The sequence below is a fragment of the Streptomyces sp. NBC_00442 genome (genome assembly GCF_036014195.1).
GTDB lineage: Bacteria > Actinomycetota > Actinomycetes > Streptomycetales > Streptomycetaceae > Streptomyces.
In genome coordinates, this window is record NZ_CP107918.1 from 4,908,637 (window position 1) to 4,921,526 (window position 12,890).

At 74.3% G+C, this 12,890-nt stretch carries 12 protein-coding genes and 1 tRNA gene; 4 read left to right on the forward strand and 9 right to left on the reverse strand.

The window, feature by feature from the left end; genetic code table 11:
* Nucleotides 1-230 precede the first annotated feature (230 nt).
* On the forward strand, nt 231-1,502 hold the full coding sequence (locus OG432_RS21970) for a M6 family metalloprotease domain-containing protein (RefSeq protein WP_328312663.1): 1,272 nt from the start codon (nt 231-233) through the stop codon (nt 1,500-1,502).
* Between the two features lie 128 nt (nt 1,503-1,630).
* Here OG432_RS21970 and OG432_RS21975 read toward each other — a convergent pair.
* The 7 genes from OG432_RS21975 to OG432_RS22005 all read right to left on the reverse strand — a co-directional run bounded on the left by OG432_RS21975 (nt 1,631) and on the right by OG432_RS22005 (nt 8,124).
* A tRNA-Lys gene (locus OG432_RS21975) sits at nt 1,631-1,704 on the reverse strand.
* Nucleotides 1,695-2,417, reverse strand: coding sequence for a bifunctional DNA primase/polymerase (locus tag OG432_RS21980; protein ID WP_328312664.1), 723 nt, complete (start codon nt 2,415-2,417; stop codon nt 1,695-1,697). Before OG432_RS21980 ends, OG432_RS21975 begins: the two co-directional genes overlap by 10 nt.
* Before the next feature lie 175 nt (nt 2,418-2,592).
* On the reverse strand, nt 2,593-2,940 hold the full coding sequence (locus tag OG432_RS21985) for a hypothetical protein (protein ID WP_328312665.1): 348 nt from the start codon (nt 2,938-2,940) through the stop codon (nt 2,593-2,595).
* Nucleotides 2,941-3,085: 145 nt separating this feature from the next.
* The gene (locus tag OG432_RS21990) at nt 3,086-4,417 is read right to left on the reverse strand and encodes an AAA domain-containing protein (protein ID WP_328312666.1); all 1,332 of its coding nucleotides are present in this window, start codon (nt 4,415-4,417) and stop codon (nt 3,086-3,088) included.
* Nucleotides 4,414-6,036, reverse strand: a complete 1,623-nt coding sequence (locus tag OG432_RS21995) for a hypothetical protein (protein WP_328312667.1) — start codon at nt 6,034-6,036, stop codon at nt 4,414-4,416. Before OG432_RS21995 ends, OG432_RS21990 begins: the two co-directional genes overlap by 4 nt.
* Nucleotides 6,027-7,316, reverse strand: coding sequence for a hypothetical protein (locus tag OG432_RS22000; RefSeq protein ID WP_328312668.1), 1,290 nt, complete (start codon nt 7,314-7,316; stop codon nt 6,027-6,029). Before OG432_RS22000 ends, OG432_RS21995 begins: the two co-directional genes overlap by 10 nt.
* A complete protein-coding gene (locus OG432_RS22005; RefSeq protein WP_328312669.1) occupies nt 7,237-8,124 on the reverse strand; it encodes a phosphatase PAP2 family protein in 888 nt (295 codons plus the stop codon). Before OG432_RS22005 ends, OG432_RS22000 begins: the two co-directional genes overlap by 80 nt.
* Nucleotides 8,125-8,356: 232 nt before the next feature.
* Between OG432_RS22005 and OG432_RS22010 the strand changes: the two genes are divergently transcribed.
* On the forward strand, nt 8,357-8,962 hold the full coding sequence (locus OG432_RS22010) for a histidine phosphatase family protein (RefSeq protein WP_328312670.1): 606 nt from the start codon (nt 8,357-8,359) through the stop codon (nt 8,960-8,962).
* 108 nt (nt 8,963-9,070) lie between these two features.
* Here the strand turns inward: OG432_RS22010 and OG432_RS22015 are convergent, their stop codons facing one another.
* Nucleotides 9,071-10,534: a tetratricopeptide repeat protein gene (locus OG432_RS22015; RefSeq protein ID WP_443058432.1), complete on the reverse strand. Its 1,464-nt coding sequence runs from the start codon at nt 10,532-10,534 to the stop codon at nt 9,071-9,073.
* 230 nt (nt 10,535-10,764) lie between these two features.
* Here OG432_RS22015 and OG432_RS22020 point away from each other — a divergent pair, with 230 nt between their 5' ends.
* The gene (locus tag OG432_RS22020; RefSeq protein WP_328312672.1) at nt 10,765-11,337 is read left to right on the forward strand and encodes a hypothetical protein; all 573 of its coding nucleotides are present in this window, start codon (nt 10,765-10,767) and stop codon (nt 11,335-11,337) included.
* 7 nt (nt 11,338-11,344) lie between these two features.
* On the forward strand, nt 11,345-12,208 hold the full coding sequence (locus tag OG432_RS22025) for a spermidine synthase (protein ID WP_328312673.1): 864 nt from the start codon (nt 11,345-11,347) through the stop codon (nt 12,206-12,208).
* Nucleotides 12,209-12,251: 43 nt separating this feature from the next.
* Here the strand turns inward: OG432_RS22025 and OG432_RS22030 are convergent, their stop codons facing one another.
* Nucleotides 12,252-12,809 (reverse strand): hypothetical protein, encoded by a 558-nt coding sequence (locus OG432_RS22030; RefSeq protein ID WP_328312674.1) that lies wholly within the window; start codon nt 12,807-12,809, stop codon nt 12,252-12,254.
* Between the last annotated feature and the right edge of the window lie 81 nt (nt 12,810-12,890).

Here is a 12,890-nt window from a genome sequence, read left to right on the forward strand (position 1 = left end):
TGCCGATCATAGAGGTTGGCGCACGACGCGATCCAGCTTCACCGTCGTGATCAAGAGCACCCGGAGTTCCGTGTCGATCGTTGGCCGATCGTTTCTGCGCGGGTGTGGCCGGGCTCGGGCCCTCGGTGATCGGTCGTGACTTTGTGTAAGTCGTCGGGGTGTCGGCCCCCTCACCCTTCTGGGGCATCGAAACAGGGCATATTCGTATAAACCTGCACAAGGTGGGTGCGATGTCCCGCATCCCGCTCCCGGAGGTCGCCGTGCACGGTCAGCAGACACCCGGGGGAGTGGAGCATGTCCGGCTGCGCAGCGCGGCCGCGGCCCTCACCTCCCTCACGGCGCTCGCCGCCATCTCGCTGGTGTCCGGACCCGCGGTAGCAGCCAACGCGGAGGTGCCCTGCGCCCTGCCGAGGACGGACGCCCACCACTCGCTCGGCGTCGACACCTGGAACACCGCCTACCCGCGCCCGGTGCGCGCCCTCAAAGCGGTGATGGTCTTCCTGTCCTTCCCGGACGCGCAGCCCGCCACCGCCCCGAAGGACCTGGCCGCCGACTACTTCCCCGCCACCAGCCGCTTCTTCGAACAGGCCTCGTACGGCAAGTTCCGGCTCGACGCCGAGCCACAGCAGCAGTGGGTGCGCATGCCGGCCGCCTCGACCTCGTACCGCATAGAGCGGGACTGGGACCCGCGTCAGCGCACCCGCTATCTCAAGGACGCGATCCACGCGGCCGATCCGACGACGGACTTCTCCCGGTACGACATCGTCTATCTGGTCGCCGACCCGGACGCGCCCGGCGTCGACTCGGACGCCACGAAGGTGGTCAACTTCGACCGGCCGGTGCGCGCGGACGGCCGTGACATCAACCGGGCCGTGACGGTCTTCGAGCACCATCCGCCGGACCGCAACGTGCTGGCCCACGAGACCGGGCACGTCTTCGACCTGCCGGACCTCTACCACCGGCCGCAGGACGGCAAGAGCGGCGACTGGGACACCTACGTCGGCGACTGGGACGTGATGGGCAGTCAGTTCGGGACGGCCCCCGACCTGTTCGCCTGGCAGAAGTGGAAGCTCGGCTGGATCGACCGGCGCGAGGTCAGCTGCGTGACGGGCGACGGCACGACCAGGATCACCCTGGAGCCGCTGTCCGCGTCCCCCGCGAAGGCGGGCGCCACGGGCAAACGGCTCGCTGTGGTCCGCACCGGCGAGGACCGCGCGATCGCCATCGAGGTACGCGAACCGGCGGGCCTCGACCGGGCGAGCTGCGCCTCGGGGCTCCTGGTCTACCGGGTCCGCAGCGGGTCCGCGTCCGGCGGCGGCCCGGTCGAGGTGCTCGACGCGCACCCGGACACGGAGGGGTGCTGGGAGAAGTCGGTGTACCCGGCGCTCGCGGACGCGCCGGTGGGCGCGGGCGAGACGTTCACCGTGCCCGGCGAGGGCATCAAGATCGAGGCGGAGGGGCGGACGAAGTCGGGGGCGTGGACGGTCAAGATCTCGCACTGAAGGTCTCGCACTGAAGGTCTTTCGCGGGAATGTCCCACCGGCACGGGAATGTCCCACCGACACCCGGCGTCCGCCCTGGTCGGGACACGAAGAAGCCCCCCGCTTGCGCGAGGGGCTTCTTCCGTCTGTGCGCCGCCAGGGACTCGAACCCCGGACCCGCTGATTAAGAGTCAGCTGCTCTAACCAACTGAGCTAGCGGCGCCTGCTGACGTCGTAGACATTAGCACCCTGATCCGCGCGAGGAAAAATCGATATCCCGGGAACGTCCGCGGGCTCGTTCCGCGCGGCCCGGACGCAGGCCCACAGCAGGACGTCGGGTCCGGGCAGCCAGGGGCGGCGGGTGTCGGGGGCGACCAGCCAGCGGGCCGCGCCGGAGTTCTCCCGCTCCGGGCGCACCAGGGCCGGGACGGTGACGGCGTCGCCGGCTCCGTGGCACAGGAGCGGCGGCACCGGGGCGTCGGGGCGGTGCCACTCCTCCCACTCCAGGAGCGAGGGCAGGCGCTGCGCGGTCCCGGGCGCCGCGAACAGGAGCATGCGGCCGCGGTGGATCGCGACGGGGCCCGAGCCCGGACCCTCGGCCCATAAGCGGTCCAGCATGCGGCGCCCGAACATCGACGGCACATTGACCACGTCGAACACCGAGCCGCAGGGCAGAACGCCGGGTGCGGTCGGCCGGGCCTCCCACAGGGCGAGGGTGCTGCGCGGGTGGCCGGACGCGGACGACAGCCAGGCGGCGCCCGCCGCGGTCACCTCGCCTGCCTGGTGGCCTCCCTCGTCGCGCAGGACGGAGAAGATGTCCAGGGCGCCGTCGCCACCGGCCTGCCCGCCGCGCCGGCTCACCGCCGTGAGGGGTCCGCCACCCGTCTTCGTCTGCCGCACGCCACTGCTCCCGCCGTCGCCATCGCCGCTGCTCATGCTCTACGTCTACCGGGCGGGCGGACGCCGCCCCGGTGGCTTGGCGGAATCCGGGACAGGGCGGGGAGGGAAGGCGTATCTTGCGCCCCGGCATATGCCCCGGGCGCGTGGGTGAATCTCGGGGCGGGGCGGGGCGGGGCGGGGCGGGGCGGGGCGGGGACGGTGCCGGGCGGCGCTAGGGCGTGTCGGCGTCGCGCAGCAGGTCGCGGCCGAACTCGATCATCTTCTTCGCGTAGTCCTCGGTCCACTGCGCCCGCTCCGCCACGTCGGCCGGGGTCAGCCGGTCGAAGCGGCGCGGGTCGGCGAGCTGGGCCGCCGCGATCGCCTGGAACTCCACGGCCCGGTCCGCCGCGGCCCGGAAGGCCAGGGCCAGCTCCGTCGAACGGGTCAGGAGCGCCCGGGGGTCGTCCATGGACTCCAGGTCGAAGAAGTGCTCCGGGTCGGCGGTCGCCTCGGAAGGCTCGAAGAGCAACGGCGCCGGCCGCAGCTGCTGCCGCTCCTCGTTCCGCTCGTGCTCCGGCATGTCTGTCCTCCCAGGGCAGGTCGACACTCAAGGCTCCGGGCGCCCCGGGCCACCGTCCATTCTCCCGCCCCCGCGCAAGAGGGCCCCGCGGGGGCGATGCCGGAACCCGGACATGGGCGGCCGGGGCGGGCGCCGCGAGCCCCGGTCAGGGGCGCCAGGGGATGCGGTGTTCCGCGAGGTGGGAAAGGACCGCGTGGTTCGCCTCCCAGCCGTCCGGGAATTTCACCGTCACGCCGAGCTGGACCGGTTCCGTCGAGGGGTGGTCGTCCAGGAGGTCGGTCACGCCTGCGCGGCAGACCACGATGCAGGCGTGCCGGTGGCGCGAGGCCAGGACGCACAGGCGGCCCGTCTCCAGGTGGAAGGCCGTCGCGTCCGGGCGGCCCGAGAGCGGGTGCAGGACGACCGTCACGTCGAACTCCCTGCCCTGGAGCCGGTTCGCCGTGTCGACCGCCACCCCGCTCACGCCCAGCTCCGTGAGCGCCGCCCGGATCGAGGCGGCCTGGTCGCGGTGCGCGGTGCCGACCGCGATCCGGTCCGCGGTGAGCGGGGCCGGGTCGGGGGAGCGCTCGCTGGTCGCGGCGCCGCCCCGGTCGAGGAGGCGGCGTACGACGAGCGCGACCGCGTGCACCGCCTCCGGGTCGGTGCGCGGGGTGTGCCGGGCCGGCAGCTCCAGCAGGGCCCAGCCCGACCGGGCGGCCTCGTCGACGGCGCGGTCCGCCGCCGAGCCGTCCGGCGCGACGCCGAAGGCGAGCCGGCGGTCGCCGTGGCCGGTGCCGCTGCGGAACGGCGTGAACGGATAGAACGCGTCCGACACCAGCGGCGCCGCCGACGCGGGCAGGCGCCAGGAGACGGGCAGCCGGTGCTGCGGCAGCTCGGGGTTGTGCGCGAGGAGCGTGGAGACCGCGCTCGCCGACGGGTCGTACGACAGGCCCGCCCACTGCTCGGCGTCGGCGATCGCGAACGGGTCGAGCTGGCCCGGGTCGCCCACGAACAGTGCCCGCTCGAAGAGCCCGGCCACCGCGAGGAGGGCGTCCGAGCGCATCTGGTACGCCTCGTCCACGATCGCGTGCCGCCACGGCTCGACATCCTTCACGTGCGCCCACTTCGCGGACGTGGAGATCACCACGTCGAGACCCGCCAGGTCGCCCGCCTTCGACGACTTCCGCACGTTCTCCAAATCGTCGAGGGCCTTGTCGTACGGGTCGCTGTCGCTGCTGTGCAGACGGCCGACCGGCAGGTCCGGGGCCTTCTCGGCGAGGCGGACCACGAGGTCGTCGACCTGGGAGTTGGTCTGGGCCACCACCATCAACGGCCGTCCCGCGGCGGCGAGTTCGAGCGCGGCGCGCACCACGAGCGTGGACTTTCCGGCGCCCGGCGGCGAGTCGACGACGACGCCGCGCGACGTGCCGTGCAGGGTGTCGGCGAGGATCGCGTCGGTGGCCGCGGTCGCCGCGGCCCCGGGATCGAAGGCGGTCACAGGAGGTCCTCGGGGGTGAGCGGGTCGGGCTGCTCGGCGGTGACGGAACCGGGCGGGCCGCCGTGGGTCCAGGGGGTGGCTTCCGGGTCGGGCAGCTTGGCGGCGCCCCGCTGGTCGTGCTCGAAGAGCGTCCAGCACAGCCGGTCGCCCTTCTCGGGCACCGACCCGGGCGCGGGGTCCTTACCGCGCCCCATCTTGTCCAGGACGCGCAGCACGAGCGTGCGCTCCCCGCCGGCGCCCTCTTCCCCATCTCCCGCCGCCGACTCGTACGCGACGAACTCGGCCTTCTGCGGCTTGCCGTCCAGGGTGCGGTAGACCTTCGCGCCCTCGGCGAGATGCGGGGCGTCGTCCGTGCGCAGGCTGATCAGGGGGCGCGGGCTCGGGCGTTTGGACTCCGACCACGCCGGGGTCACCTCGACCACCTCGCCCGCGAACGCCTCGCCCGCGAGCCTGCGGCCCGCCATCACCAGCGGGTCGTCCAGCGCCTCGCCCGCTTCCAGCTCGGCCTGGGCGCGCTCGCGGCGCAGCAGCTTGGTGGCGGCGGTCACCGCGTCGTCGCGGCGCGGCTGGGGCGGCTCGCCGGCGGTGATCCGGTCGCGGTGGCCGGTGAACGACCAGCGGTCGCTCGTCCAGCGCGCGGCGGCCCGCTCGCCCTCGGGCAGCTCCCGCAGCAGGTCGAGGGCGTGCCACACCGCCGACCAGGTGGGCATGAGCTGGGCCGCGAGCAGGCGGCGGATCTCCCGCTCCGCCGAGGCCAGCCGGCCGAGCCGCTCGTCCGCGGCCAGGCCGTCCTCGGCCGTCTGCAACGCCTGGCGGGCCCGGTCGTAGCGCTCCACGGCCGGTGCGAGCAGCCCGTTGTCGAACGCCGGGTCGGTGGCCGGGCCGGCCGGCGGGCACAGGAGCTGGCCGTCGGCGCCCCGCGCCAGCTCCGCGCGCAGCGCCGCATCGGCCCCCGACGCGCCGGCGGGCGGGTCGATCCAGGCGAGCAGGGCGCCCAGGTGCTGGTCCTCCAGGCTGGACTGGCCGGTCGCCCAGTGCCGGTTCAGGAGGTCGGTGGCGGCGAGCAGCAGCGCGGCGCCGGGGGTGCGGGCGCGCTCGCCGTAGTGCGTGAACCAGCGGCCCAGCAGGGGGACCCGGGGCGGCGCAGGATAGGGCGCGTCCGGATCCTGCTCGACGGTGCGGCGAAAGCGCATCGAGCGGCCGAGCAGGCGCACGAAGTCGATGCCGGCCCGGCCGGGGACGATCAACTGCGGCGCTTCCGCGCACAGTTCGACCTCGACCTTGGTCTTCTTGCCGGTCTCCGGATCGGTCTCGGAGCGTTCGGTGAGCTCGATGTCGGCGGCGTACCCGTCCAGGTACGGCAGGACGGCCTCGGCGAGATCGGCGAGGAAGGTGAAGCGCAGGTCGCGGTCGCGGGGCTGGGGGACCACCAGCAGCGTCGGGGTGTCGCGGTCGCTGCCGACCAGGGCGCCGAGCGGCGCGCCCGCCTCGCCCGCCGTGGTGAGCGGCACGAAGACGAGCGGGCGCTCGGACAGATGGCGGTGGCGGACGGTGGTCAGCGGCTGGGCTCGGCCGCACTCGACGGCCTCCAGGCGGGCCAGGGTGGAGATCAGCGACACGACGCTCCCTCCGGGGCGGCCGCTTCCGCGGGGGCCGGTTCGGGGATGGCGGTCGTTTCGGCGGCTGCCCGTTCCGGGACTTCGTCGGACGCCTCGTCCCGGGCGGCTTCCGCGGCCGCGCGCGGGGCGGTGGTCGGGCCCGTGCCGCACGCCTCCGCGCGCAGGGCCGCCGCGCGGCGCACCGCCGCCACCGTCGGATCGGTGGGGTCGCCCGCCTCGCCGCGCGCCGCCGCGAGGACCTCGCCGACGGTCGTCAGGGCGCCGAGCTCGCCGCGCAGCGGGCGGCCGAGCGCGGTCACCACGCCCTGCTCGCGGGCCCTGCCGCGGCAGTGGAAGGCCAGCTCGCAGGCGGACAGGCACTCCGGCGCGTACACCGCGGGCACCGCCTCGACCGCCGAGGCCAGGGCCGCGCCCGACTGGCCGTCGAGGTCGAAGGTGGTGCCCGGCGGCAGGGCGTCCGCGATGTCCTCGACATGGGTGAGACGGGTCAACTGGCGCCGGGTGACCGACAGTTGCTTGCGTACGTCGACCACCGACGCGGTCGGCAGGTTGGAGAAGTCCTTCGGGCAGACGAGCAGCACCGAGTGGTTCACCGACGCGCCGTCCGTGCGCTCCGCCACCCGCTCGAGGGCGAGGACGTACACCGCGGACTGGCGGGCGGCCGCGCCGACCTTCGACGCGTCGGCGGCCGCGTCGATCATGGGGAAGGACTTGATCTCGACGACCGTCCACCGGCCGTCGGGGTGCACCACCACCGCGTCCGGCTCCAGGTAGGCGGGGGAGCCGGCCACTTCGAGGGCGAGCATCGGATGGTCGAGCAGCGCCCAGGCTCCCGCGGCCGTGGCCTCGCGCAGGGCGAGCGCGGTGCGGGCCGCGCGGCCCTCGGGGCCGGCCGCCGTCAGGTCCGGGGAGACGGCGGGGCCGGGCGGCTCGGCGCCGGAGCCCATCCGCTCGTACAGCAGCCGGAGCAGCTCGGTGCCGCCGTCGCCCTTCACCTTCGCCTCGAAGGCGTTGCCCCGCATGAACGCGAACTGGGACTGGCCGAACGCGGCCGACGGCGAGCCGATCGCCTCCGCGAGGGCGCCCTTGTCCACCCCCGCGCCGTCGAGCAGGGCGCGTCTGCGGCATCCCGGGTTCGCGGCGAGGGCCGCGAGCGCTCGGGCGTCCAGCGGCCTGGCAGGGACCGCCGGGCCGCGTAGCTCAGCGAGCCTTCGACGGAGTGCCGTCGACGGCTTCTGCGGGGATGCGGGAGGAGGTCCGCTGCCCAGGGATTGGCTCACCCGGGGAAGTCTGGCATCCGGGACTGACAATCGGGGCACGGGTGGCGGAAGGGGCGGGCGCGAAGCGGGCGCGCACGCGCTCCGCGAGCCGCAGCAACGGCCTGGAGAGCAGCAGGCCGAGGCCCATCACGGCGACGCCGGCGACCGCGTCGAGGAGGTAGTGGTTGGCGGTGCCCATCACCACGAACGTGATGGTCAGCGGGTACACGACGGCGGCGATCTTCGTGATCCGACTGCCGCCGAAGCGCCACAGCATCACCCCGGACCACAGCGCCCATCCCACGTGCAGGCTGGGCATCGCTGCGAACTGGTTGGTCATCCCGCCCATGCCGCGCGGCGCGCTCGCCTCGCCGCCCCACCAGCCGTACGAGCCGTACTGCGCCATCGTGTCCGTGAAGCCCTGCACCGCGGGCAGCAGCCGGGGCGGGCACGTCGGCAGGAACGTGAAGCCGACGAGGCCGAGCAGGGTGGACGTCATCAGCCAGCCGCGGGCGGCCCGGTACTGCCACGGGCGCCGGCGGAACAGCCAGATCAGCACGGCCGGGGTTATGAGGTAGTGCAGCGAGGCGTAGACGAAGTCGGCGGGTATGCCCAGGGCCGGGGTGTGCGTGAACAGCCGGTTCAGCGGGTGCTCGGCGTTGAGGTGGAGCGACTTCTCCAGGCGCAGGATGGACAGGCCGTGCTCGGTGGCCCGCGCCTCGTCGCCCCGTACGATCAGCCGTCCCAGCGAGTACGCCGCGTAGATGATCGCGATCAGGGGGAGTTCGGTCCACCAGCGCGGTCGCGTGGCATGGTGCTGCGGCTGCATCCGGAAGGGTCCCCCCACTTGGTCATCGGGCTGCCCTCTGGGGGCCAACGGGTTTTCGACGTGCGTTCAACCGTACGGTGTAAGCGGTCGTCTTCGCACAGCACCCCGGTGTTGGGGTCAGACGTCGGGGCCGGGCCGCTGGTTGCCTCGGGGGATCCGGGCGCCGCCCGCCCTTGGGGGTGCGCGATGATGGACGGCGGAACATTTCGTACGGGATCGGGAGAGAACACCCATGGCAGCCGCCGCACCGCGCATCCTGCTGGCCCGGCACGGGCAGACCGAGTGGTCGCTCGCGGGCAAGCACACCGGCCGGACCGACATCCCCCTCCTCGACGAGGGCCGCCGCGGCGCGAAGCTGCTCGGGGAGAGGCTGCACCGGTCGCCCTGGGACGGGCTGCCCGGCGTCGAGGTCCGCACGAGCCCCCTCGTCCGGGCCGCGGAGACCTGCGAACTCGCCGGGTTCGGGGAGCGGGCCGAGCCGTGGGACGCGCTCATGGAGTACGACTACGGGGCGTACGAGGGCATGACGCCGCCCGAGATCCAGGCGGTGCGGCCCGGCTGGTTCATCTGGCGGGACGGGGTGCCGGACGGGGAGAGCCTGGCGCAGGTCGCCGCGCGGGCGGACGAGGTGGTGGCGTGGGCGCGGTCCGCGGGGCGGGACGTGCTGGTCTTCGCGCACGGGCACATTCTGCGGTCCATCGCGGCGCGGTGGCTGGGCGAGGACATCTCCTTCGCGGCGCGGGTCCGGCTCGATCCGACGTCGCTGTCGGTGCTTGGGTGGGCGTACGGGGAGCCGGCGGTCGAGCGGTGGAACGACACGGGCCACCTGGAGCGCTGAGCCCAGCCCCATGGGGTTGTCCCGGGCCGGCATCCAGGGCTCCCTGCGGCACGGTCCCCGCGGGCGGAGGCGGGTTGGGGCGTGCGGGGTTCAGGGGGCGGCGGGCTCCTACACCGCCACCGCCGCCCTCCGTTCCAGGAACGCCGCCACCTCCGGCGCGGCCCGGTGCGGGGTCAAAAGACGGGACGTGTCCGCCAGCATCGCGTGGATGCGGGTGGACCGGACCTGGTTCAGGAGGTCGAGGACCTGCTGGCCCACCGCCGCGGATTCGGCCGGCGCTCCCGCCCGCGCGAGATCGTCGGCGAGTTCCGCCCGGTACAGCGCGAGGTTCCGCGTGAAGTAGGGGTCCTGCAGCGCCCCCGCCCGGCGCGCGTGCCGGGCCGCCCGCGACCAGTCGCCCAGCGCCGAGAAGCACTGCGCCTGGAGCATTTCGAGCTCGGCCTCGACGAAGAAGCTCATCCACTCGGGGTCGGCGCCCGAGGCGCCCCGCGCGAACCGGCTGTGCGCCCGCCCGAGCGCCTCCTCGCACGCGGAGCGGTCGCCGAGCCCCGCCCATCCGCCCGCCTCGCGCAACGCCAGCAAAGAGAGCAGCCGGGCCGAGCCGAGCCCCTGCGCCGCCCGCTCGCCCGCCTGGGCCGCCCGCATCGCCTCGCGCGGCCGGCCCATGTCCCTGGCCAGGAACGACATGTTGCAGAACGCGTGCGCCTCCAGCGCGGGGTCGCCCGCGAGGCGCGCCGTGGCGAGCGCCTCCGCATAGTGCGAGCGGGCCTCACCGAAGCGGCCCGAGTCGTGCGCCAACCAGCCCACCGAGATGGCCAGTTCGCCCGTGCCGGCATGCAGCCGCTCGTGGGTGGAGCGCCGGGCGGCACTAGCGTCGAGCAGGGCGTAGGCGGTGCGCAGCGGCTGCGCGGCACGCTGGTAGAGCGTGTCCGCGCCGTGCCGGTCGTCCAGGAGTCTGATCCGGCGCACCGCATCCTCGACGGCGTTCACCTCGGCCTCGCCGACGCGCTGGACGGAGTGTGCGGGCACCGGGTCGAGGCCCAGTGAGACGGCCGCCATCGCGGCGGTGGAGCCCGTCATGAATGCGCGACGCAGCACGTCGCTCTCCTCGTCGTTCTGGTGGTTCCGGTGGTCGTGGTGGTCGTACAGCGGGGGGTGGTCCTGCGACGGCGGGTCGTTCGGGCCGTCCGGGTGGTCGGGGCGGGGTGCCAGGCGGATGAGGGGGGCGGCGGGGGCGGGGCGCGCCCCCCGGCCCCGTACCGACTCCCGTGCCGAGAACCCCAAGTCGGCCAGGGTCAAACCCGGGAACATGTGCCGGAAGACCCTTTCGTACGCATAGTTGGGGCAGCGGATCTCGCCGTTCTCCACCCGCCCGATGTAGCGGGCGTCACAGGCGACCTGCTCGCCGATCTCGCGGGCGGCGCGGCGCACCGCGGCCGCGAACTCGCCCGGTGACCTGGCGCCCCGCACCTGCCGGAACGCCGCGTTGGGTTCCCGCGTGAGCCGGCTCGGCGTCCGCGGAGTCCGCTCGCTCACCCGGGGGTCTGCCTGGGGATCTGGTGACGGCGCCATGGCTCGACAGCTCTCTCTGGCGGGGTGGTGCGGAGCAAGAACGTACCGTCTGTGACGGCCCGTTCACACAGCGTTTGCCTACAAAACGGATATCTCACCCGCGATCCGCCATGAACTGCCATCCTTTGCGGCGGCATGCCGCCGTTCCCCTTGACGCGCAAGGGCGTTGAACCATGCGGAGAGCGCCAGACACCGCTATGCGCGGAGGGCTTGCCTTGTTGGAGGACTGCGTGAACACCGACACCCCCACCGACTTCACCGTCTCCGGCCCGCAGACGACGGCCGTCCACCGCCCGAACGCACCGCGGGAGAACGCACCGCGGGCGAACGCGTCACGGCCGAGCGCGTCGCGGCCCGGCACCCCGCAGGTCCTCGCGTGCGGCGCCGAGGACGAGCCCTGCGACCTCGTGACCGTGCCCGCCCGCCAAGGCCTAGAGGCCGTCGACATCATCCGGCGCGGCGCCGCCCCCGCGGCCGTCGGGCCGGTCCTGCACGACGGGGCCTGCGACACCCTCGGCTTCCTGGTGCCCCCCGGCACCGCCGCCGCCTGGGACGTGCCGGGCAGTGCCTGTACGGAGACCAACGGGCGCGGGCTGCGCATGTCCGGGCTCCCCGTCGAGCCGCCCGTCACCGGCTCGGGCTGGCTGCTCCCGCCGGACACCACCGAGGTCACCGACCCGGGCCTGCTGCGGGCAGCGCTGGGGGAGGCGGCCCGGATGATCGAGGCGGCCGACGGCATCTGCGAGGCGGGTGCCCGCATCGTCTCCGTGCGGGAAGGCGGCACCCGCGCGACCGGTCGATAATGGCCGGATGGCGAAGAGCAGCAGGCGGCGGGGGTCGGGTCCGGAACCCGTCGTGGAGGCGGTGGACGGCGGGCTCGCGGAGCTCATACCCGACCGGGACCGTTCGGGCGGATGGACGCTGCTGCTCGACGGGGCGCCCCAGTCGCACGTCGACCTCGACGCCCCGGAGCGCCTGACCTTCGAGTACCAGCGCAGGCTCGGCCACGTCATCGATCTCGCGGCGCCGGCCGGCCGGCCCCTGAACGTCCTGCATCTGGGCGGCGGCGCCTTCACCCTGGCCCGCTACGTCGCGGCGACCCGGCCCCGCTCCAGCCAGCAGATCGTCGAGCTCGACGCCGCGCTCGTCCAACTGGTGCGCCGGGAGCTGCCGCTCGACCCCGGGGCCCGGATCCGGGTGCGGGGCGGCGACGCGCGGGCCGGGCTCGCCAAGCTCCCCGATGCCTGGGCCGACCTCGTGATCGCGGACGTGTTCAGCGGGGCCCGTACCCCTGCGCACCTGACCAGTGCCGAGTTCCTCGACGACGTGCGCAGGGTGCTCAAGCCGGACGGCACGTACGCCGCGAACCTCGCCGACGGGCCGCCGCTCGCCCATCTGAGAGGCCAGATAGCCACGGCCGCCGGGGTCTTCCCCGAGCTCGCGCTCGCCGCCGATCCCACGGTGCTGCGCGGCAAGCGGTTCGGCAACGCGGTGCTGGTCGGCTCCGCGGTGCCGCTGCCCGTCGCCGAGCTGACCCGGCGGATCGCGGGCGACCCGCACCCCGGCCGGGTCCAGCACGGGCGGGAGCTCGCCGACTTCACGGGCGGGGCGGCGGCGGTGCGCGACGCGAGCGCCAAGCCCTCGCCCGCGCCGCCCGCCTCGGCCTTCCGGTGAGCCGCACGCGGTGAGGCGCCCGTCGGGCCCGGCGTGCCGCCGGTCAAGTGTTGTTGATCTCCACCATGGGCGGATGCCCGTTCCAGGTGCAGAACACCGAGACGGTCTCGTCGCCGCGCGTGAACGTGACCCGTATCCACTGCGCCTGGATCCAGCGGTCCATCCGCCAGCCCGACGCGGGCGTGGCCGAGACCAGTTGGGCCGAGCTGGCGCCGAGGTCGAAGACGACCCGGCCGCCCGCGACGTTGTAGCCCCGCACCGCGCCCGAATTGGCGGAATCGCCCGAAGAGCTGGACGGCGAAGGCGACTTGCTCGGGCCCGACGGCGCGCGAGTGCCCGACGGCTTCCCGTCCCCGGGCCCCTTCGACGCCTTCGGCGATGCGGAGGGCGTCGGCGCGGGCGGGCTCTCCTTGGCGCCATGGGTCGAGGAGGCGTCCGGCCCGGAGTCCTGGGTGATGCGCGCCTCGCCGCTGATCGGCAGGGCGCGCGGCGGGTCGTACGCCGTGCCGGCCATCACCGTGTGGACACCCCACCAGGAGAGCGTCACCGCCGCTCCCGTGGCGAGCGACCACGCCAAACCGTGTACGAGTCCTCTGTGCATCCGGGCCATACTGCACCACGAGCCCCACCGGTGTCCCGCCACCTCCGACTCCACTCCCACGGGGGACCGCGATCATCCGCA